20 protein-coding genes are annotated in these 20,672 nt (G+C 62.1%); all 20 read left to right on the top strand.

The features are described 5' to 3' along the window. The first annotated feature begins 59 nt into the window (after window positions 1-59). The 20 genes from pyrH (at window position 60) to EDF71_RS05420 (ending at window position 20,672) form a co-directional block, all read left to right on the top strand. Window positions 60-779, top strand: a complete 720-nt coding sequence (gene pyrH, locus EDF71_RS05515) for a UMP kinase (RefSeq protein WP_133855601.1) — start codon at window positions 60-62, stop codon at window positions 777-779. Window positions 780-828: 49 nt separating this feature from the next. Continuing rightward, on the top strand, window positions 829-1,389 hold the full coding sequence (frr, locus tag EDF71_RS05510; RefSeq protein WP_133855600.1) for a ribosome recycling factor: 561 nt from the start codon (window positions 829-831) through the stop codon (window positions 1,387-1,389). A gap of 26 nt (window positions 1,390-1,415) precedes the next feature. Beyond that, window positions 1,416-2,129, top strand: coding sequence for a polyprenyl diphosphate synthase (gene uppS, locus EDF71_RS05505; RefSeq protein WP_133855599.1), 714 nt, complete (start codon window positions 1,416-1,418; stop codon window positions 2,127-2,129). A 61-nt stretch (window positions 2,130-2,190) separates the two neighbouring features. Continuing rightward, window positions 2,191-3,045 carry a phosphatidate cytidylyltransferase gene (locus EDF71_RS05500; RefSeq protein ID WP_133855598.1) on the top strand — a complete coding sequence of 285 codons (855 nt, stop codon included), beginning with the start codon at window positions 2,191-2,193 and terminating at the stop codon, window positions 3,043-3,045. A gap of 8 nt (window positions 3,046-3,053) precedes the next feature. Further along, a complete protein-coding gene (gene ispC / locus EDF71_RS05495; protein WP_133855597.1) occupies window positions 3,054-4,232 on the top strand; it encodes a 1-deoxy-D-xylulose-5-phosphate reductoisomerase in 1,179 nt (392 codons plus the stop codon). A 55-nt stretch (window positions 4,233-4,287) separates the two neighbouring features. Further along, complete coding sequence (rseP, locus tag EDF71_RS05490; protein WP_133855596.1) at window positions 4,288-5,649, top strand: RIP metalloprotease RseP; 1,362 nt, start codon at window positions 4,288-4,290, stop codon at window positions 5,647-5,649. 47 nt (window positions 5,650-5,696) lie between these two features. Next, the gene (bamA, locus tag EDF71_RS05485; RefSeq protein WP_133855595.1) at window positions 5,697-7,994 is read left to right on the top strand and encodes an outer membrane protein assembly factor BamA; all 2,298 of its coding nucleotides are present in this window, start codon (window positions 5,697-5,699) and stop codon (window positions 7,992-7,994) included. Then, window positions 7,994-8,515, top strand: a complete 522-nt coding sequence (locus tag EDF71_RS05480; protein ID WP_021026564.1) for an OmpH family outer membrane protein — start codon at window positions 7,994-7,996, stop codon at window positions 8,513-8,515. Before bamA ends, EDF71_RS05480 begins: the two co-directional genes overlap by 1 nt. Window positions 8,516-8,528: 13 nt before the next feature. Next, the gene (lpxD, locus tag EDF71_RS05475; protein ID WP_133855594.1) at window positions 8,529-9,515 is read left to right on the top strand and encodes a UDP-3-O-(3-hydroxymyristoyl)glucosamine N-acyltransferase; all 987 of its coding nucleotides are present in this window, start codon (window positions 8,529-8,531) and stop codon (window positions 9,513-9,515) included. Window positions 9,516-9,527: 12 nt separating this feature from the next. Then, a complete protein-coding gene (fabZ, locus tag EDF71_RS05470) occupies window positions 9,528-9,968 on the top strand; it encodes a 3-hydroxyacyl-ACP dehydratase FabZ (protein ID WP_021026566.1) in 441 nt (146 codons plus the stop codon). A gap of 6 nt (window positions 9,969-9,974) precedes the next feature. After that, window positions 9,975-10,775, top strand: a complete 801-nt coding sequence (gene lpxA / locus EDF71_RS05465; protein ID WP_133855593.1) for an acyl-ACP--UDP-N-acetylglucosamine O-acyltransferase — start codon at window positions 9,975-9,977, stop codon at window positions 10,773-10,775. 17 nt (window positions 10,776-10,792) lie between these two features. Beyond that, on the top strand, window positions 10,793-11,956 hold the full coding sequence (gene lpxB / locus EDF71_RS05460) for a lipid-A-disaccharide synthase (protein ID WP_243854183.1): 1,164 nt from the start codon (window positions 10,793-10,795) through the stop codon (window positions 11,954-11,956). Further along, on the top strand, window positions 11,928-12,563 hold the full coding sequence (gene rnhB / locus EDF71_RS05455) for a ribonuclease HII (RefSeq protein WP_133855592.1): 636 nt from the start codon (window positions 11,928-11,930) through the stop codon (window positions 12,561-12,563). Before lpxB ends, rnhB begins: the two co-directional genes overlap by 29 nt. Before the next feature lie 50 nt (window positions 12,564-12,613). Further along, complete coding sequence (locus EDF71_RS05450; RefSeq protein WP_243854182.1) at window positions 12,614-13,402, top strand: RNA methyltransferase; 789 nt, start codon at window positions 12,614-12,616, stop codon at window positions 13,400-13,402. Between the two features lie 309 nt (window positions 13,403-13,711). Continuing rightward, the gene (carA, locus tag EDF71_RS05445) at window positions 13,712-14,899 is read left to right on the top strand and encodes a glutamine-hydrolyzing carbamoyl-phosphate synthase small subunit (protein WP_166656454.1); all 1,188 of its coding nucleotides are present in this window, start codon (window positions 13,712-13,714) and stop codon (window positions 14,897-14,899) included. 61 nt (window positions 14,900-14,960) lie between these two features. Continuing rightward, window positions 14,961-15,320: a hypothetical protein gene (locus EDF71_RS05440; RefSeq protein ID WP_133855591.1), complete on the top strand. Its 360-nt coding sequence runs from the start codon at window positions 14,961-14,963 to the stop codon at window positions 15,318-15,320. Between the two features lie 64 nt (window positions 15,321-15,384). After that, window positions 15,385-18,633: a carbamoyl-phosphate synthase large subunit gene (gene carB / locus EDF71_RS05435; protein ID WP_133855590.1), complete on the top strand. Its 3,249-nt coding sequence runs from the start codon at window positions 15,385-15,387 to the stop codon at window positions 18,631-18,633. A 180-nt stretch (window positions 18,634-18,813) separates the two neighbouring features. Next, complete coding sequence (gene greA / locus EDF71_RS05430; RefSeq protein WP_027010824.1) at window positions 18,814-19,290, top strand: transcription elongation factor GreA; 477 nt, start codon at window positions 18,814-18,816, stop codon at window positions 19,288-19,290. Window positions 19,291-19,321: 31 nt separating this feature from the next. Further along, entirely contained in the window at window positions 19,322-19,741 is a 420-nt protein-coding gene (locus EDF71_RS05425; RefSeq protein WP_133855589.1) for a DUF4149 domain-containing protein, read from the top strand. A gap of 46 nt (window positions 19,742-19,787) precedes the next feature. Then, window positions 19,788-20,672, top strand: a complete 885-nt coding sequence (locus EDF71_RS05420) for a Kdo hydroxylase family protein (protein ID WP_133855588.1) — start codon at window positions 19,788-19,790, stop codon at window positions 20,670-20,672.

The following is a 20,672-nucleotide window of genomic DNA, read 5'->3' as shown; positions in this document are numbered from 1 at the left end:
CGGCCCCTTTGTTTCACCTATCGTTTTTCACCCATCCCCCACACCTGGAGCTCCCCACCATGTCCCAAAGCCCTGCCCACAAGCGCATTCTTCTCAAACTCTCCGGTGAAGCTCTGATGGGGGATGATGCTTTCGGCATCAACCGCGCAACCATTGTGCGGATGGTCGAGGAGATTGCCGAGGTGACTCGGCTGGGCGTGCAGGTCGCTGTCGTGATCGGTGGCGGCAATATTTTCCGCGGCGTGGCCGGCGGCTCGGTCGGTATGGACCGTGCAACGGCCGATTACATGGGCATGTTGGCCACGGTGATGAATGCATTGGCCCTGGCCGATGCGATGGACAAGCAAGGCCTGACCGCGCGCGTGATGTCGGCGATTGCGATTGAGCAGGTGGTGGAGCCCTATGTGCGCCCCAAGGCGCTGCAGTACCTCGAAGAGGGCAAGGTCGTGGTGTTTGCCGCAGGCACGGGCAACCCCTTCTTCACCACCGATACCGCAGCGGCGCTGCGCGGCGCTGAAATTGGCGCAGAATTGGTGCTCAAGGCCACCAAGGTCGACGGTGTCTACACGGCCGATCCGATGAAGGATCCCACCGCCACGCTCTACACCAAGCTGAGTTTTGACGAGGCCATGAACCGCAACCTGGGCATCATGGATGCCACGGCCTTCGCCCTGTGCCGCGATCAGAAACTGCCTATCCGTGTATTCTCGATCATCAAGAGCGGCGCGCTCAAGCGCGTGGTGATGGGCGAAGAAGAGGGCACGCTGGTCTACGCCTGATCGGCGGCTGGCGTGTGCAAGTGCAGAATGTGGTAGTTAGGAGTTGACAATGACAGTCGCAGAAATCAAGAAGAATCTCGAAGGCAAGATGGACCAATCGATTGCCGCGTTCAAGAACAACCTGACCAAGATCCGCACCGGCCGCGCCAATCCCGCGCTGCTGGACACCATCCAGGTTGATTACTACGGCTCGATGATGCCTCTGTCGCAAGTGGCCAATGTGGCCTTGATCGACAGCCGTACCATCAGCGTGACGCCTTGGGAAAAGGCCATGGCTGCCAAGGTGGAAAAGGCCATCCGCGAAAGCGACCTGGGCCTGAACCCTGCATCCATGGGCGACCTGATCCGCGTGCCCATGCCTCCGATGAGCGAAGAGCGCCGCAAGGAAATGACCAAGCTGGTCAAGGCCGAAGGCGAGAACGCCAAGATCGCCATCCGCAACCTGCGCCGCGATGCCAACGAAGGCGTCAAGAAGCTGGTCAAGGACAAGGAAGCATCGGAAGACGACCAAAAGCGCTCGGAAGCCGATGTGCAGAAGGTCACCGACAAGCACATCCAGCTGATCGATCAGCTGGTGGTCGAAAAAGAAAAAGACATCATGGCGGTCTGATCCAGTCTGGATCTGTTTTTCCGCGCATGACTGCTGCTGTATTACCGCACCACATTGCCATCGTGATGGATGGCAATGGCCGGTGGGCCAAACGCCGTTTTCTGCCACGCCTGGCAGGCCACAAGCAAGGGGTGGACTCGCTGCGCCGCTGTGCCAAGGCCTGTGCCGAGCGTGGCGTCAAGGTGCTGACCGTGTTTGCCTTTTCTTCCGAGAACTGGAACCGGCCGACCGACGAGGTCGATGGCCTGATGAACCTGCTGGCCGGCGCGCTGGCCAAGGAAGTGCCATCGCTGGCCCGTGACGGCATCCGTCTGTTCTTTGTGGGTGACCGCGGCTCCTTGTCTGCCAAGGTGCAGGCAGGCCTGGCGCAAGCCGAGCAGGCCACCGCCCACAATGACCGCATGGTGCTCAACGTCTGCTTCAACTACGGCGGCCGCTGGGATATTGCCCAGGCGGCAGCCAAGCTGGCCGCAGCGGGCCAGGCCATCACCGAAGTGGCGCTCAACGATGCGATGGCGCTGGCCCATGTGCCAGATCCCGATCTGCTGATCCGAACTGGTGGTGAGATGCGCATCAGCAATTTTCTGCTGTGGCAATCGGCCTATTCGGAGCTGTATTTCAGTGACAAGTGGTGGCCTGATTTTGACGAGCAGGCCCTGGACGAGGCGATTGGCGAATTCCAGCGGCGTGAGCGCCGCTTTGGCAAGACCTCCGAGCAGCTGGTTCAATCCCCCTCGTAGTGCGCCTACCTGCTGATGCCTGGCACCCCAGGCATCAGTTTTCTTTTTTCAGGAGATCAATTTGCTCAAACAACGCATCATCACGGCCATTGTTCTCCTGCTGATCCTCGTGCCCGCCATTGTCGCGGGCAATCCCGTTCCCTTTGCTGCGCTGATGCTGTTGGCTGTGGTCGCAGCTGCCTGGGAGTGGGGGCGTTTGAACGGCCTGCAAGGCATGGCCGCCTATGGCCTGGGTGCTGTGGCACTGCTGCTGTGCGGCACTGCCTGGGCGCTGGGCTGGACCCAGGCCGCCCTGCCGGCCGTGTGGCTAGTGGCCGGTGGCGCCTGGGTGCTGCTGGCGGCCTTTCTGCTCAAGGGCGGTGTGCCGGGCTGGGCGCCCATTCCCCGCGCGCTGCGCCTGGTGGTGGGCGTGCTGGCACTGTGGGTGGCCTGGCTGGCCATTGCACAGGCCAAGTGGATGGGCGTGAACTTTCTGCTGTCCCTTTTTGCGCTGGTGTGGATGGCCGACATCGGCGCCTATTTTGCGGGCCGCCAGTTCGGTCTGCGTTTTACCAAGAACAAGCTCGCTCCCGCCATCAGCCCCGGCAAAAGCTGGGAAGGCGTTTGGGGCGGTGCGCTGGGTGTGCTGCTGATGGCCCTGGTCTGGAGCTGGGCGGACCGCCACTTCGGCGCTCAGGTGCCCAGCTTCTACAGCCGGCTCTGGGATTTTTCGCCCTGGCTGATGGTGCTGTCCTGTGTGTTTCTGGCTGGCATGAGCGTCGCCGGCGACCTGGTGGAATCTTTGGTCAAGCGCAGTGCTGGCATGAAGGACAGCAGCAACCTGCTGCCAGGCCATGGTGGCGTGCTCGACCGCATCGATGCCATCTTGCCGACCGTGCCGCTGGCACTGATGCTGCTGCAATTTTTGGATAAGTGAACCTCGCGATGACCATGCAAGTTACCGTGCTCGGATCGACGGGCTCGATTGGAACCAACACCCTGGATGTGGTGGCACGCCACCCCGATGTGTACCGCGTTTTTGCGCTGAGCGCGCATTCGCGCGTCGATCTTATGCTCGCGCAGTGCCTGCAGTTCCAGCCGCGCTATGCGGTGATGACCAGCGCCACCGCCGCCACCGCATTGCGCGAAGGCTTGCGGGCCGCAGGCAGCCGTGTGGAAGTGCTAGAAGGCGAAGCCGCGCTGGAGATGGTGGCCTCCCACAACGATGTGCATGCAGTGATGGCGGCCATTGTGGGCGCGGCAGGCCTGCGCCCTGCGATGGCAGCGGCCAAGGCCGGCAAGCGCTTGATGCTGGCCAACAAGGAAGCCCTGGTCGTCGGCGGCCAGCTCTTCATGGATGCGGTGGCCGATGGTGGCGCGACCTTGCTGCCCATCGACAGCGAGCACTCGGCCATCTTCCAGTGCCTGCCGGAAGACCCGGCGGTCTGGCCCCAGCGGGTGGACCACATCATCCTGACGGCCTCGGGCGGCCCGTTCCGCACCCGTGAGCCATCGAGCCTGCGCGATGTGACCCCACAGCAGGCCTGCAACCACCCCAATTTTGCGATGGGCCGCAAGATCTCGATCGATTCGGCCACGATGATGAACAAGGCGCTGGAGGTGATCGAGGCGCGCTGGCTGTTCAACCTGCAGCCCGATCAGATCAAGGTGGTGATCCATCCGCAGCAGATCGTGCATTCGATGGTGCAGTTCCGCGATGCCTCGGTGCTGGCCCAGCTGGGTACGCCCGATATGCGCGTGCCGATTGCCTGTGGCCTGGCCTGGCCCGAGCGTGTGGCCAGCGGTGCCGCGCCGCTGGATTTCGTCAAGCTCTCGGCCCTGACTTTTGAAGAGGCAGACGCGCAGCGCTTTCCGGGCCTGCATCTGTCCTGGCAGGCACTGCGTGCGCCCCATGGCACCACCACCGTGCTCAATGCCGCCAACGAGGTGGCCGTGGCCGCTTTTCTGGATGGCCGCATGCGCTTTGACCAGATCTACCAGGTCAATGCGCAGGCGCTGGAAGGCGTGCAGCCGCGGGCGCCGGACAGTATCGATGCGCTGCTGGCGCTCGATGCCGAGGTGCGCGCCTATACCGAAGGCCTTATTTCGGAGTTGGCCGTTTGACAGGGCTATTGTCCGGCTCAGTAGAATCGCGTTTTTCATAGCAAGGGCTTGAGCAATGTTGACCGTTGTTGCATTCGTCGTTGCGCTGGCCGTTTTGATCGCCGTGCACGAATATGGCCACTACCGTGTGGCGGTGGCTTGCGGCGTGAAAGTGCTGCGTTTCTCCCTGGGGTTTGGCCGCCCCTTGCTGCGCTGGAAGAAGAAGGGCGCAGACACCGAATTTGTCATCAGTGCCATTCCGCTGGGCGGCTATGTGCGCATGCTCGATGAGCGCGAGGCGCCGGTTGCCGCGCATGAGCGCCATCTGGCCTTCAACGTGCAGCCGCTGCGTTCGCGTGCCGCCATCGTGGCCGCAGGCCCGATCGCCAACCTGCTGCTGGCCGTGCTGCTCTACGCCTGCGTGAACTGGGTGGGCGTGCGCGAGCCCGCTGCCATCGTCGGTACACCACCCGCTACCAGCCTGCTGGCCCAGGCGGGCATGCAAGGCGGTGAAGAGATTGTGTCCATGGGTTTCCCGGATGCGGAACCTGAGGCTGTGCGCTCGCTGGATGATCTGCGCTGGTTTGTGGCGCAGGCTGCGCTGGGCGGCAAGGATGTGGTGCTCAGCGCCCGCCCAGGTGCCAGCGCCGCAGAGCGCAGCTACCGCTTGCCGCTGTCCAGCATCGATGCCCGTGAGGCCGATGCCAAGCTGGTCGAAAAGATTGGTCTGACCCACCCTTGGTCGGATGCCGTGCTTGGCGACTTTGAGGCCGGCAGTGCAGCCGCACAATCGGCGCTGCGTAGCGGTGACAAGGTGCTGTCCATCAATGGTGTGCGTGTCGGTGATGGCGGCGAGCTGCGCCGCATGATTCGCGCATCGGGCGAGCAGGGCGTACCCGCCTTGCAGGACTGGCTGGTATCGCGCAATGGCGCGCAACTGCATGTGCCGGTGCAACTGACGCAAAGCGAGGACAAGGGCAGCAAGATCGGCCGCCTGGGTGCCTTTATTGGCGCGCCGCCTGCGATGGTGGATGTGCGCTACGGCCTCTGGGAAGGCTTTGCCCGGGGTGCGCAAAAGACCTGGGAGGTCTCGGCGCTGACGGTCAAGATGATGGCCAAGATGGTCATCGGCCAGGCCTCGCTTCAGAACATCAGCGGACCGCTGACGATCGCCGAATACGCAGGCAAGTCGGCCGAGGTCGGCATCACCCAATACCTGGCCTTTTTGGCCCTGATCAGCGTCAGTCTGGGCGTGCTCAATCTGCTGCCGCTGCCGGTGCTCGATGGTGGTCACCTGATGTATTATCTTTGGGAGGCTGTCACTGGCAAGCCACCCACCCTGCAATGGATGGAGCGCTTGCAAAAAGGCGGTATAGCCGTTTTGCTGCTCATGATGTGCATTGCGTTCTTTAACGATTTGTCTCGGCTCTTGGGCTGACTTTCTTGCCCCTGCTGCATAATGAGCGGCTCTGGTTGCTATCACAAATGACATATTCCATCCCTTCTTCGCTTCTTCGCAAGACCACGGCTGCAGCTGCGTTGATGCTGCTTGCCAAGCTGTCGTGGGCTTTGGACCCATTCACCATCCAGGACATCCGTGTTGAAGGCCTGCAGCGCGTAGAGCCCGGCACCATCTTTGCCTCCATGCCACTGCATGTGGGCGACGACTACAACGACGAAAAGGGATCGGCAGCCATTCGCTCTTTGTTCGCGCTGGGCCTGTTCAAGGACGTGCGCCTGGAAGCCAATGGCAGCGTGCTGGTGGTCGTCGTTGAAGAGCGTCCGACCATCGCCAATGTCGACTTCCTGGGTACCAAGGAGTTCGACAAGGACGCGATGAAGAAGGCCATGCGTGATGTGGGCCTGACCGAAGGCCGTCCTTACGACAAGGCCCTGACCGACCGCGCCGAGCAAGAGCTCAAGCGCCAGTACATCAACAAGAGCCTGTATGCCGCCGAAGTGGTGACCACGGTAACGCCTATCGAGCGCAACCGCGTGAACCTGACCTTCACCGTCACCGAAGGTGATGCGGCCAAGATCAAGGAAATCCACATCAGCGGGAACAAGGACTTCAAGGAATCGACCTTGACCGACCTGTTCGACCAGGACACCGGGGGCTGGCTCAGCTGGTACACCAAGAGCGACCGCTACTCCAGCTCCAAGTTCAATGCCGACCTGGAAACGCTCAAGTCCTACTACCTCTCGCGTGGCTACCTGGAGTTCCGCATTGATTCGACCGAAGTGTCGATCTCGCCGGACAAGGAACGCATCTCCATCAATCTGCAGATCCACGAAGGCCCCAAGTACGTGGTCTCGGGCATCAAGCTCGAAGGCAACTACCTGGAGCGCGAGGACGAGTTCAAGTCGCTGATCTCGATCAAGCCCGGTGAGCCCTACAACGCCGACCGCGTGACCGAAACCACCAAGCGCTTTACCGACCACTTCGGCAGCTTTGGCTATGCGTTCTCGCGCGTCGAAGCCGTGCCAGAGATCGACCGCGAAAACAACCGCGTCGATCTGGTGCTGAAGGCCGAACCATCGCGCCGTGCCTATGTGCGCCGCGTGAACGTGGCTGGTAACAACCGCACCCGTGATGAAGTGGTGCGCCGCGAAGTGCGCCAGTACGAAGCCTCCTGGTACGACTCGGACAAGATCAAGCTCTCGCGCGACCGCGTCGACCGTCTGGGCTTCTTCAACGATGTCGCGATCGACACGCAAGAAGTGCCCGGCGCACCTGACCAGGTCGACGTCAACGTGACCGTGCAGGAAAAGCCTACCGGCTCCTTGCAGCTGGGTGCGGGTTACTCCAGCGCTGAAAAGGTCTCGCTGACCTTCGGTATCAAGCAGGAAAACGTCTTTGGCTCGGGCAACTACCTGGGTATCGACGTCAACACCAGCAAGTACCACCGCACCCTGGTGGTGAGCACGACCGACCCGTACTTCACGCCGGACGGTATCTCGCGCACCTACGACATGTACTACCGTACCGACCGTCCTTATGACGAGCAGGGCGGCAACTACCAGATCATCACCACCGGTGCCAGCGTGCGCTTTGGTATTCCGTTCAGCGAACTGGACACCATCTATGTGGGCGGCGGTCTGGAAAACACCCGCATCAAGCTGGGCACCAACATGCCCGCAGCCTACCTGGACTACGCCACCCGCTACGGTGACACGAGCCTGAACTTCCCGCTGACCCTGGGTTGGTCGCGTGACAGCCGCGATAGCGCGCTGGCACCTAACTCGGGCCGCTTCCAGAAGCTGAACTCCGAATGGTCGCTGTTTGGCGATGCCCGCTACCTCAAGGGCAACTACCAGATCCAGCAGTACCTGCCACTGAACAAGCGCTACACCATTGCGCTGAACGGTGAAGCCGGCTGGGGCAAGGGCATGGGCGGTAAGGTCTTCCCCGTGTTCAAGAACTACTTCTCCGGTGGTCTGGGCTCGGTGCGCGGCTTTGAGCAGAACACCCTGGGTCCCCGTGACGTGACCGGCGCCACTCTGGGCGGCTCCAAGAAGGTCACCTTGAACGCCGAGTTCATCGGCCCGATGCCGGGTACCGGCAATGACCGCACCTTCCGCTGGTTTGCCTTTGTGGACGCGGGCAATGTCTGGGGTGACGAGCAGGATTTGAAACTTAATGAAATGCGTGCGTCTGCAGGTATCGGGTTGAGCTGGATTTCCCCACTGGGACCGCTGCGTTTGGCGTATGCTCAGCCATTTCGCAAATTCCCAGGCGATAAAATCCAGAAATTGCAATTCCAAATCGGAACATCTTTCTAATGAAAACCGTATCTCGTTCTTTCCCATTGCTGGTGTTGGCAGCAGCGCTGTCTTTTGGCGCTGCGGCGCAGGCCCAAGAGTTCAAGGCAGGTTTTGTCAATACAGATCGCATCTTCCGCGAAGCCAATGCCGCCAAGGCTGCGCAAACCAAGCTGGAGGCCGAGTTCTCCAAGCGTGAAAAAGACCTGCTGGACCAAGGCAATGCCCTGAAGACCGCTGGCGAGAAGTTCGAGCGCGACGCGCCTACGCTGTCCGAAAGCCAGCGCGTGACGCGCCAGCGTCAGCTGGTGGACCAGGACCGTGAATTCCAGCGCAAGCGCCGCGAATTCCAGGAAGACCTCAGCGCCCGCAAGAGCGAAGAGCTGTCCCAGGTGCTGGAGCGCGCCAACAAGGTCGTCAAGCAAGTGGCCGAGCAGGAAAAGTACGATGTGGTGCTGCAAGAAGCCGTCTACATCAACCCCAAGTTCGACATCACCGAAAAGGTTCTGAAGGCCCTGAACGCTTCTGCCCCTGCCAAGTAAGACAGAGGTACGCGTGAGCCTGCAGCTAGTACAGATCATTGAGGTCCTGGGAGGGGCGCTTCAGCAAGGAGATCCAGCGATGGAGATCCAGGCCATTGCCTCGCTCGAAGATGCCGGTCCCCAGGACTTCAGTTTTCTCAGCAATCCCAAGCTGCAAGCCCAGATGCTGGCCTCCAAGGCCGGCTGCATTGCTGTCAGTGCGCAAATGGAGGAGCAGGCGCGCCAGCGTGGCGCCGCCTTCCTGGTGGTGGATAACCCCTACCTCTACTTTGCGCGGCTGACGCAGCTATGGCGCAAGCACCATGCGATACGCCCGGTGCCAGCCGGTATCCACCCGTCTGCGGTGGTGGAAGAGGGTGCCGTCGTGCACCCTTCTGCGTCCATTGGGCCGCTGTGCCACGTGGCCAGCGGAGCCGTCATCGGTGCCGATTCGGTACTGACCTCGCGCGTGACCGTAGGGGCGGACTGTGTGCTGGGTGAACGTGTGCTGGTGCAGCCAGGCGCGGTCATTGGTGGTGACGGCTTTGGCTTTGCCAACGAGCGTGGGCGCTGGATCAAGATTGAGCAACTCGGCGGTGTGCAGATCGGTGACGATGTCGAAATCGGCTCCAACACCTGCATCGATCGCGGAGCACTGCGGGACACCATCATTGCCAATGGCGTGAAGATCGATAACCAGGTGCAAATCGGCCATAACGTCGAGATTGGCGAGCATTCGGCCATGGCCGGCTGCGTCGGCATCGCCGGAAGCGCCAAAATCGGGCGCCAATGCACGATTGGAGGCGCAGGAATGATTCTGGGCCACCTGGAAATCGCCGACAATGTACATATCTCGGCGGCCACCGTGGTCAGTCGTTCGATCAGGCAGCCGGGTCAGTACACCGGCTTCTTCCCCATCGACGACAATGGCAGCTGGGAAAAGAACGCCGCTACCCTAAAACATCTCCATGCGTTGAGGGACCGAATCAAGGCCTTGGAGCAAACTCAGAAAAACGGCTAAGCCGAGTTCACAATGATGGATATTCAAGCAATTCTCAAGCAGCTGCCTCACCGCTACCCCTTCTTGCTGGTGGATCGCGTGCAAGAGCTTGAGCGCAACACTCGCATCAAGGCGATCAAGAACGTCACGTTCAACGAGCCGTTCTTCACCGGTCACTTCCCGGGCCGCCCTGTCATGCCGGGCGTGCTGATCCTGGAAGCGCTGGCCCAGGCGGCCGGCCTGCTGGCCTTTGATGCCATGGGCCAGGTGCCCGATGAGAACAATATCTACTACTTCGTCGGTATCGACTCGGCGCGCTTCAAGCGCCCGGTGGTGCCAGGAGACCAGCTGGTGCTGGAGATCACCATTGACCGCGTGCGCGGCGGTATCTGGAAGTTCAATGCCGTGGCCAGCGTGGAAGGCGAAGTCGCCGCAGAAGCACAGCTGATGTGCACCATGCGCCACGTGGAATAACGGTAGATGACGGCGGTCAGTCCTATCCACCCCACGGCGATCGTTGACCCTGCGGCCCAGTTGCACCCTACGGTGTCAGTTGGGCCGTACGCAGTTATTGGCCCCCAGGTTTGCATTGGCGCCCACACCAAGGTGGGTGCGCACACTGTGATCGAGGGCATCACCACGATCGGTGAATCCAATGTGATCCATTCGCATGCCGCGCTCGGCGGCATGCCGCAGGACAAGAAGTACGCTGGCGAGCCGACCCGCTTGGAGATCGGCGACCGCAACACCATCCGCGAGTTCTGCACCTTCAACACCGGTACCGCCCAGGATGGCGGCGTGACCCGTGTCGGCGACGACAACTGGATCATGGCCTATGTGCATATTGCGCATGACTGCCAGGTCGGCAACCAGACTATTCTTGCCAACAATGCCACCCTGGCCGGTCACGTGCATGTGGCCGACTGGGCCATCATTGGCGGCCTGTCGGGCGTGCACCAGTTCACCAAGGTCGGTGCCCATGTGATGGCCGGTTTTGCCAGCCATATCAGCCAGGATGTGCCCCCGTTCTGCATGGTCGACGGCCACCCGCTGGCCGTGCGCGGCCTGAACCTGGAAGGCCTGCGCCGGCGCGGCTTCAGCGCCGAGCGGCTGGCGGTCATCAAGCAGGCCTACCGGTTGCTGTACCGCAGCGGCCTGACCTTGCAGGCGGCGGTTGAAGCGCTGGACAACCTGCAGGGCAGCTGCGAGGCTGAAGCCCAGGCCGATGTCCAGCTGATGCTCGACTTCCTGCAGCAATCCAAACGCGGCATCGTGCGCTGATGCCCGCGCCTGCCGATATGAACCCGCACCACGACCTGTTTTTGGCCATGGTGGCCGGCGAGACCTCCGGCGACCTGCTCGCCGGCTTGGTGCTGCAGGGCCTGGCTGCGGATTTTCCCGGCATGCGCTCGGCCGGTATTGGCGGCCCGCGCATGGCCCAGGCCGGCTTTGATGCCTGGTGGCCCAGCGAGCGCCTGGCCGTGCATGGCTACAGTGCCGAGCTGCTGCGCCGCATCTGGGGTATTTTGCGCATCCGCAAGCAGTTGGTGCAGCGTCTGACGGCGGAACCGCCCCGGCTGTTTGTCGGCGTCGATGCGCCCGATTTCAACCTGGGTGTCGAAGAGCGCTTGCGCGCCCAGGGCATCAAGACGGTGCACTTTGTCTGCCCCTCGATCTGGGCCTGGCGCCCTGAGCGGGTCGAGAAGATCCGCCGCTCGGCTGATCACGTGCTCTGCATTTTTCCGTTTGAGCCGGCCTTGCTGGCCCAGCACGGTATTGCCGGCACCTATGTCGGTCATCCGCTGGCCAATGTGATTCCGCTGCAGCCCAATCGCGCCGCGGCACGCCAGCAGCTCGGCTTGCCGTTGCAGGGCGAAGTGCTGGCCGTGCTGCCCGGCAGCCGCGCCTCGGAGGTCAGCTACATCGCCAAGCCATTCTTTCTGGCCGCTGCGCGCCTTTTGCAGGCGCGACCTTCGCTTACAATCGTCGTCCCTGCCGTTCCGGCTTTGCGCGCACGCATTGATGCGCTGGCTGCTGAATGCGGGATATTGGATCGCATCCGCGTGCTCGATGGCCAGTCGCATCTGGCGCTGGAGGCCTGTGACTGCACCTTGATCGCCAGCGGTACCGCCACCTTGGAGGCGGCGCTGTTCAAGCGGCCCATGGTCATCAGCTACCACATGCATGCCATCAGCTGGCGTTTGATGCGCCGCAAGCAGCTGCAGCCCTGGGTGGGCTTGCCCAATATCCTGTGCCAAGACTTTGTCGTGCCCGAGCTGCTGCAAGAGGCGGCGACGCCCGAAGCCTTGGCCGATGCGGTGGCGCAATGGTTGGACGCGCCACGCCTTGATCCAGCACGCCTGGCCCAGTTGGAGCAGCGTTTTCATGACCTGCACCTGGAACTGCGCAGGGATACCCCAAAGCTTGCTGCCGATGCCATCCAAAAAATTCTCTCTGCCTGACCAGGCCTCCTTGCCCTGGCATCCGCCGGGCTTGGTTGCGGGTGTGGACGAGGCAGGGCGGGGGCCGTTGGCGGGCCCGGTGGTGGCTGCGGCCGTCATTCTGGATGAGCGCTCCCCCATTGCCGGACTGGCTGATTCGAAGAAGCTCACGGCGCGTGCCCGCGAGCGTCTCTACGACGAGATCTGTGGCAAGGCGCTGTGCTGCTCGATTGCGCAGGCCACGGTCGAAGAGGTCGATGGCCTCAATATCCTGCAAGCGACGATGCTGGCCATGCAGCGCGCAGTCAACGGTCTGCGCCTCAAGCCGGTGCGGGTGCTGGTCGACGGCAACCGCATTCCGCGCCTGGATATGCCGGCCGAGGCCATCGTCAAGGGTGATGCGCTGGTGCAAGCCATCTCGGCCGCATCGATCCTGGCCAAGGTGCACCGCGATCGCTGGTGCCAGGATATCGACCGGCTCTACCCGCAGTACGGCTTTGCCGCACACAAGGGCTACGGCACCGCTGTGCACTTGGCGGCGCTGCAGAGCTTTGGTGCCTGTCCGGAGCACCGGCGCTCCTTCTCGCCGGTGGCCCAGGTGATGGCCGTCGTCAAGACCGGCGCCTGAACCTCCGTCAACGCTGTTGCAGGCGCGATGCCTGTGCAAAGGAATCATCTGTGTCCCCTGCTGAGCACCCACCCGTTTTTATCCAGTCGCGTGACAATGCCTTGGTCAAGGACCTGCGCCGTTTGATGGAAGAGGGCGCGGCCTACCGCAAGCAGGGGCGTTACTGGATCGAAGGCGACCACCTCTGCCGTGCAGCGCTGACGCGTGGCGTCAAGCCAGCGGTGGCCGTGTTCTCCGAGAAATTCTGGCAGTCGCCCGAGAACGTCTATGCCCGTGCGGCCGCCCGCAACATCGTCATCGACACTGCCTTGTTCGTCAGCCTCAGCCCGCTGCCGTCGCCGGCACCCTTCGGCTTTTTGATGGACCTGCCCACGCAGCAAACGGGTATCCAGCCCGGTGTGGCCGCGGTGGTGCTGGATCGCGTACAGGATGCTGGCAATGTGGGTTCCATCTTGCGCAGTGCCTCGGCCTTTGGTTTTGGCCAGGTGATTGCGCTCAAGGGATCGGCGGCGCTGTGGAGCGGCAAGGTGCTGCGTGCCGGCATGGGCGCGCATTTTGCGCTGCACCTGGTCGAGAATGCCTCGCAGGAAGACGTGCTGGCCCTGCAGCAGCCGCTGCTGGTCACCAGCTCACACCAGGGCGATTGGTTGCACCGCGCCGCCTTGCCCTGGCCCTGCACCTGGGTCATGGGGCATGAGGGGCAGGGCGTGTCTGAGCCCCTGCAGGCTGCAGCCCACCAGCACATCCGCATCACCCAGCCTGGGGGCGAGGAGTCGCTCAACGTGGGTGCGGCCGCGGCCATTTGCCTGCATGCCAGTGCGGCGGCGCGTGCGGATTGATGCGGCGATAGGCTGCTGCTGAGGCGCAGGTAATTCAGTGATAACGAGTATGCGCTTTGCGTATTTTCTCCGTTGCTACTACGCTCTGTGTTGGTGTGCTGCTGCGCAGAGTGTGTAATTTTTAGCGATTTGACCCTCAAATCATCCCCTGCGTCCACTCAGATTGCAGCTTGCACGCTACAATGGGTGGCTTTCAAGTAATCACGTCGCCCGGCTGCACTCAAAGCAATCTCTCATAAGCACAGTCTTCGCGGTGATCCTCAGGGACACCACAGACTCCGGGCGACCCGTAACCATCCGGAGAACCCAGTGTTTTTGTCTCAACAGAGCGCGTTTCCTCCCGCCATCCTGGCGCTCGCAGACGGCACGGTCTTTATTGGCAACTCAATCGGTGCGCAAGGCACCACGACCGGCGAAGTGGTGTTCAACACCGCGATGACCGGTTACCAGGAAATCCTCACGGACCCCAGCTACTGCCAGCAGATCGTGACACTCACGTATCCGCACATCGGCAACTACGGGATCAATGCGGAAGATATTGAGTCCGACAAAGTCTTTGCTGCTGGCCTGATCATCAAGAATCTGCCACTGCTGGCCAGCAATTTCCGAAGCACGGAAACCTTGTCGGAATACCTGGTCCGTAGCAAGACGGTCTCCATCGCTAACATCGATACCCGCAAGCTCACCCGCCTGCTGCGCGACAAGGGTGCGCTAAACGGCGCCATTGTCGGTCTGGCTGCTGGCGAGCAAGTCTCGCAAGCGCGCATCGATGAGGCCATCGCCGCCGCCCAGGCCGCGCCCAGCATGAAGGGTCTGGACCTGGCCAAGGTGGTCAGCGTGTCGCAGTCCTATGAATGGGTGCAGACCGAGTGGCAACTGGCGCGCGCCGATGGCACGCCCGGCTACGGCAAGCTGCAGGACCATGCCTTCCATGTGGTCGCCTATGACTACGGCGTCAAGAAGAACATCCTGCGCATGTTGGCCGAGCGCGGCTGCCGCGTGACCGTGGTGCCCGCCCAGACGCCTGCGGCCGAAGTGCTGAAGTACCAGCCCGATGGCGTCTTCCTGTCCAATGGCCCTGGCGATCCAGAGCCTTGCGACTACGCGATCGACGCTGCGCGCACGATCATGGACAGCGGCGTGCCGACCTTCGGCATCTGCCTGGGCCACCAGATCATGGCGCTGGCCTGCGGTGCCAAGACCTTCAAGATGCAAAACAGCCACCACGGTGCCAACCATCCGGTCAAGGATCTGGACTCGGGCCGTGTCTGCATCACCAGCCAGAACCATGGCTTTGCCGTGGACCTGGACACCCTGCCGGCCAACACCCGCGCCACGCATGTGAGCCTGTTCGATGGCACCTTGCAGGGCATGGAGCGCACCGACCGTCCGGCCTTCTGCTTCCAGGGTCACCCTGAAGCCTCGCCAGGCCCGCATGATGTGTCGTACCTGTTCGACCGTTTTGTGAAGCTGATGCGCGAGCACAAGAAGGCCTGATGCCAGGCGCCTTTCGCCACCGCGCAAGCCCGCGCACGATGAACCCAAGGAATATGCTGCCGTGAAACTGTTTTCTTTTCCTGTCGCCACCCTCGAGAAAGCGATCAGCAAGCGCATCATGACCTTGTCGCCTGAGCACAAGGAGTGGTTCATGGCGCGCTGGCAGCAAAAGCCCTATAAAAAATCTTTCCTCGACAACAAGGCCTTGCCCCTGGTGACCATCGTGTCCAAGTGCAAGTCCATGTCGGACGAGGACTTCGACCAGGTGATGGCCGAGTGGGACGCCAAGTTCTACGAAGCTGAGGCGCAGGTACTGCGCCCCATGGTGCAAGGGGATGGTCTGCTGCAGCTGATGCAGAAGAACCTGCCCGAGGCCCGTGTCCTGGCCATTTTGAACAAATTAGATACCGACCGCGTATAAACCCAGCGCTCGGCGGCTGCCCAACAGACAGCCAGCCAGCGCGCGCGACTGCAAGGCGAGCCTCATGTCTAAACGCACCGATCTCAAAAGCATTCTCATCATTGGCGCTGGCCCGATCATCATCGGCCAGGCCTGCGAATTCGACTACTCCGGCGTGCAAGCCTGCAAGGCGCTGCGCGAGGAGGGCTACAAGGTCATCCTGATCAACAGCAACCCTGCGACGATCATGACCGACCCGGCCACAGCCGATGTCACCTATATCGAGCCCATCACCTGGCAGACGGTCGAGAAGATCATCGCCAAGGAGCGCCCCGATGCGATCCTGCCCACCATGGGTGGCCAGACCGCGCTGAACTGCGCGCTGGACTTGTGGAAGAACGGCGTGCTCGACAAGTACAAGGTCGAGCTGATCGGCGCCAAGCCCGAAGCCATCGACAAGGCCGAAGACCGCCTCAAGTTCAAGGACGCGATGACCAAGATCGGGCTGGGCTCGGCCCGCTCGGGTATCGCGCACAGCATGGACGAGGCCTGGGATGTGCAACGCCAGGTGGGCTTCCCCACCGTGATCCGCCCCAGCTTCACCCTGGGCGGCACCGGCGGCGGTATTGCCTACAACCCTGAAGAATTCGAAGTCATCTGCAAGCGCGGTCTGGAGGCGTCGCCTACCAACGAGCTGCTGATCGAAGAATCGCTGCTGGGCTGGAAAGAGTACGAGATGGAAGTGGTGCGCGACACCGCCGACAACTGCATCATCGTCTGCTCGATCGAAAACCTGGATCCCATGGGCGTGCACACCGGTGACTCGATCACCGTGGCCCCTGCGCAGACCCTGACTGACAAGGAATACCAGATCCTGCGCAATGCCTCGCTGGCTGTGCTGCGCGAGATCGGTGTGGACACCGGCGGCTCCAACGTGCAGTTCTCGATCAACCCCAAGGATGGCCGCATGGTCGTCATTGAGATGAACCCGCGCGTTTCGCGTTCGTCGGCACTGGCCTCCAAGGCCACGGGTTTCCCGATTGCCAAGATCGCCGCCAAGCTGGCCGTGGGCTTCACCCTCGACGAACTGAAGAACGACATCACCGGTGGCAAGACCCCCGCGTCGTTCGAGCCGACCATCGACTACGTGGTCACCAAGATCCCGCGTTTCGCCTTCGAGAAATTCCCGACGGCCGACAACCGCCTGACCACGCAGATGAAGTCCGTGGGCGAAGTGATGGCCATGGGCCGTACCTTCCAGGAATCCTTCCAGAAAGCCCTGCGCGGACTGGAAGTGGGCGTGGACGGCATGAACGAAAAAACCCAGGACCGCGAGATTCTGGAAAAGGAACTGGGCGAGCCCGGTCCCGACCGTATCTGGTATGTGGGCGATGCCTTTGCCGCCGGCTGGTCGCTGGACGAAGTGCACAATATCACCAAGATCGACAAGTGGTTCCTGGTGCAGATCGAAGAGATCATCAAGCTGGAACTGGCACTGGACAAGCACACCGAAGCCCAGGGCGATGACAAGGCGCTGGCCGCACTGTCGGCCGACGATCTGCGCAGCCTCAAGCAAAAGGGCTTCTCGGACCGCCGCCTGGCCAAGCTGCTGCACACCAGCGACAAGGCCGTGCGCGAAGCACGCCATGCGCTGAATGTGCGCCCCGTGTTCAAGCGCGTCGACACCTGCGCGGCCGAGTTTTCGACCAACACGGCCTACATGTACTCGACCTACGACGAAGAGTGCGAAGCCCAGCCCAGCGACAAGAAGAAGATCATGGTGCTTGGTGGCGGCCCCAACCGCATCGGCCAGGGCATCGAGTTCGACTACTGCTGCGTGCACGCAGCGCTCGCGATGCGCGAAGATGGTTATGAAACCATCATGGTCAACTGCAACCCTGAAACCGTGTCGACCGACTACGACACCTCGGACCGCCTGTACTTCGAGCCCGTGACTCTGGAAGACGTGCTGGAAATCGTGGCCGTTGAAAAGCCCGTGGGCGTGATCGTGCAGTACGGTGGCCAGACCCCGCTGAAGCTGGCCCTGGCGCTGGAAGAAGCCGGTGTGCCTATCGTCGGCACTACGCCGGACATGATCGATGCGGCTGAAGACCGTGAGCGTTTCCAGCAGATGCTGCAGACCCTGAACCTGCGCCAACCGCCCAACGCCACCGCACGTACCGAAACGCAGGCGATGGAACATGCCCGCGAGCTGGGCTACCCACTGGTGGTGCGCCCCAGCTATGTGCTGGGTGGCCGCGCGATGGAAATCGTGCACGAAGAGCGCGACCTGGAGCGCTACATGCGTGAAGCGGTCAAGGTCTCCAACGACTCGCCCGTGCTGCTGGACCATTTCCTGTCCAACGCCATCGAATGCGATGTGGACTGCGTGCGTGACCGCACCGGCAAGGTCTTCATCGGCGGCGTGATGGAGCATATCGAGCAAGCGGGCGTGCACTCCGGTGACTCGGCCTGCTCGCTGCCTCCTTACTACCTGAGCAAGGCGACGGTGGACGAGATCAAGCGCCAGACCGCAGCCATGGCCGAAGGCCTGAACGTGGTGGGCCTGATGAACGTGCAGTTCGCGATCCAGGAGCGCGACGGCAAGGACATCATCTATGTGCTGGAAGTGAATCCTCGCGCTTCGCGTACCGTGCCGTTTGTCTCCAAGGCCACTGGCATCCAGCTGGCTAAGGTGGCAGCACGCTGCATGGTGGGCGATACGCTCGAAGAGCAGGGCATCACCAAGGAAGTGACGCCACCGTACTTCAGCGTCAAGGAAGCCGTGTTCCCCTTCGTCAAGTTCCCCGGTGTGGACACCATCCTCGGCCCCGAGATGAAGTCCACCGGTGAAGTGATGGGCGTGGGCAAGACCTTTGGCGAAGCCTATGTGAAGAGCCAATTGGGCGCAGGCACCAAGCTGCCACGCTCGGGCAAGGTGTTCCTGACCGTGAAGAACGCCGACAAGCCACGCGCTGTGCAAGTGGCCAAGGAGCTGGCCAGCATGGGCTTCCAGCTCTGCGCCACCCGAGGTACCGCTGCTGCGATTGCCGATGCCGGCATTGAAGTGCAGACGGTCAACAAGGTGACCGAGGGCCGCCCCCACATCGTGGACATGATCAAGAACAATGAAATTGCGATGGTCATCAACACCGTGGAAGAGCGCCGCAACGCCATTGCCGACTCGCGTGCCATCCGTACCAGCGCGCTGCTGGCCCGCGTGACCACGTTCACAACCATCTTTGGTGCCGAGGCTGCGGTAGAAGGCCTGCGCAACATGGATGATCTGGATGTGCACTCGGTGCAGGAGCTGCACGCCAGCCTGCAGCACTGATCGCATCGCCGTTTGCCGATTTTTGTTGCAAGGCTCAAAAATCGGCATAATAGAGACTGCCTCGCAACCGCCGCGCTCCCCAGCGCGGCGGTTTGCTTTTGAACCCCCGCCGCTTAGCAGGCGGATGCCTACCAGGTGCCAGCCACAGTGCTGGCATCGCGACTGTTTGTGGAGACCGAGATGGCCACTATCCCAATTACCAAGCGCGGTGCAGAAAAGCTCAAAGAAGAGCTGCAACGCCTCAAGACCGTGGATCGCCCAGGCGTTATTGCGGCCATTGCGGAAGCCCGCTCGCATGGCGATTTGAGCGAAAACGCCGAATACGATGCGGCCAAAGACCGCCAAGGCTTTATTGAAGGCCGTATTCAGGAAGTGGAGGCCAAGCTGTCGGCCGCCCAGATCATTGACCCCTCGCAGCTCGACGCGGGTGGCAAGGTGGTGTTTGGTGCAACGGTGGACCTGGCCGATGAGGACAGTGGCGATCCGGTGACCTACCAGATCGTGGGCGAAGACGAGGCCGACCTCAAGCAAGGCTTGATCAATGTCTCCAGCCCGATTGCCCGCGCACTGATCGGCAAGGAAGAGGGCGATACCGCCGTCGTCCAGGCCCCCGGTGGCGAGCGCCGCTACGAAGTCGTAGCCGTACGCTACCTCTAAAAACCTACCGCTGTCGCGCACCGAGCCCGCCATGAAAAACCGCCTGCCCGTTTTCGCCGCTGCCCTGTGGTGGGGCAGTCTGTCGGCCATTGGCTTCATGGCCGTGCCCATGCTGTTTGCCAACCTGCCGCAGGCATCGATGGCCGGCTTCATGGCTGCCAAGCTGTTTGCGGCGCAGACCTGGGTCTCGCTGGCCTGCGGCCTGCTGCTGCTGGTGCTGGCCAAGGACAAGGCCAGCAACACCATTCAGCCCTGGGCCCGCGCGGCGCTGGGCTTTGTGCTGGCCGGCATGCTGATGGCACTGGTGGTGCAATACGGCGTATCGCCCAAGATTGTGCAGCGCGAGAACCTCAAGTTCTGGCATGGCCTGGGCACCTTGCTGTATGCACTGCAATGGCTGTGCGCTGCTCTTGTGCTGTGGCGGACATCCGCACCCGCATCGCGGGCTTGATCTGGCCCAAGGCGATTGCCCGCCGCCGCGCTACACTGGGCGGGCCATGCAATCTCCCATCGTTCCCATCGACGCCACTGACTGGCGCAACACACCGGGCCGTCCGGAATGGACGGCCGCCGTTGAATCCGGCAAGGTGCTGTATTTCCCCCAACTTGCGTTTGCGCTCTCCGACCAGGAGAAGACGCTGCTGCGCCCCGATGTGCGCGATCCCAAGTCGCGCAACATCAGCCTGAATGTGGACGGCAGCATGAAGGGCGTGGCCGGCGATGCTGCCACGCAGGCGGCCGTTGCAGCCATGGTCACGCGTTTTCGGGAGCAGGCTACGGCGCTGATCGCCGGCCTGTTCCCCGACTACATGCCGCTGGTGCGCATGGCGCCCACGAGCTACCGGCCGTCGCAGGTGGAGACCCGCGCCCAATCCTGGCGTGCCGATGACAAGCGCATGCATGTGGACGCCTTTCCATCGCGGCCCAATTACGGCGAGCGCATTCTGCGTGTGTTCAGCAATGTGAACCCCGATGGCCAGCCCCGGGTCTGGCGCGTGGGTGAGCCTTTCGAGGATGTGGCGCGCAAGTTCTTGCCACGCGCCAAGCCCTATGTGGCTTGGCAGGCCAAGGCGCTGGCCATGCTGCATGTGACCAAATCACTTCGCAGCGAATACGACCACCTGATGCTGCAGCTGCACGATGGCATGAAGGGCGACATGGACTACCAGCGCAATGCGCCGCAGGAGACCGTGCCCTTTGCCGCCGGCTCCAGCTGGGTCTGCTTTTCGGACCAGGCGGTGCATGCCGTCATGTCGGGCCAGTACATGCTGGAGCAGACGTTCTTCTTGCCGCCGGGCAAGGAGTACAACCCGGAAGCGAGCCCGCTGGCGATCTTGACGCGCATGCAAGGCCATGCGCTGGTGGCGGCGGACCAGCGCTAA

The sequence above is a fragment of the Comamonas sp. JUb58 genome, from assembly GCF_004364775.1.
In the GTDB taxonomy this organism is placed as follows: Bacteria; Pseudomonadota; Gammaproteobacteria; order Burkholderiales; family Burkholderiaceae_C; genus Comamonas.
Note: the sequence above shows the minus strand (reverse complement) of the source record. Positions and strands in the feature narration are given on the sequence as shown.

What these genes read in the sequence shown, in the direction of transcription:
- pyrH (WP_133855601.1), top strand. Translation starts at nt 60, where the DNA reads ATGTCCCAAAGCCCTGCCCACAAGCGCATTCTTCTCAAACTCTCCGGT.
- frr (WP_133855600.1), top strand. Translation starts at nt 829, where the DNA reads ATGACAGTCGCAGAAATCAAGAAGAATCTCGAAGGCAAGATGGACCAA.
- uppS (WP_133855599.1), top strand. Translation starts at nt 1,416, where the DNA reads ATGACTGCTGCTGTATTACCGCACCACATTGCCATCGTGATGGATGGC.
- ispC (WP_133855597.1), top strand. Translation starts at nt 3,054, where the DNA reads ATGACCATGCAAGTTACCGTGCTCGGATCGACGGGCTCGATTGGAACC.
- rseP (WP_133855596.1), top strand. Translation starts at nt 4,288, where the DNA reads ATGTTGACCGTTGTTGCATTCGTCGTTGCGCTGGCCGTTTTGATCGCC.
- bamA (WP_133855595.1), top strand. Translation starts at nt 5,697, where the DNA reads ATGACATATTCCATCCCTTCTTCGCTTCTTCGCAAGACCACGGCTGCA.
- EDF71_RS05480 (WP_021026564.1), top strand. Translation starts at nt 7,994, where the DNA reads ATGAAAACCGTATCTCGTTCTTTCCCATTGCTGGTGTTGGCAGCAGCG.
- fabZ (WP_021026566.1), top strand. Translation starts at nt 9,528, where the DNA reads ATGATGGATATTCAAGCAATTCTCAAGCAGCTGCCTCACCGCTACCCC.
- lpxA (WP_133855593.1), top strand. Translation starts at nt 9,975, where the DNA reads ATGACGGCGGTCAGTCCTATCCACCCCACGGCGATCGTTGACCCTGCG.
- lpxB (WP_243854183.1), top strand. Translation starts at nt 10,793, where the DNA reads ATGAACCCGCACCACGACCTGTTTTTGGCCATGGTGGCCGGCGAGACC.
- rnhB (WP_133855592.1), top strand. Translation starts at nt 11,928, where the DNA reads ATGCCATCCAAAAAATTCTCTCTGCCTGACCAGGCCTCCTTGCCCTGG.
- carB (WP_133855590.1), top strand. Translation starts at nt 15,385, where the DNA reads ATGTCTAAACGCACCGATCTCAAAAGCATTCTCATCATTGGCGCTGGC.
- greA (WP_027010824.1), top strand. Translation starts at nt 18,814, where the DNA reads ATGGCCACTATCCCAATTACCAAGCGCGGTGCAGAAAAGCTCAAAGAA.
- EDF71_RS05425 (WP_133855589.1), top strand. Translation starts at nt 19,322, where the DNA reads ATGAAAAACCGCCTGCCCGTTTTCGCCGCTGCCCTGTGGTGGGGCAGT.
- EDF71_RS05420 (WP_133855588.1), top strand. Translation starts at nt 19,788, where the DNA reads ATGCAATCTCCCATCGTTCCCATCGACGCCACTGACTGGCGCAACACA.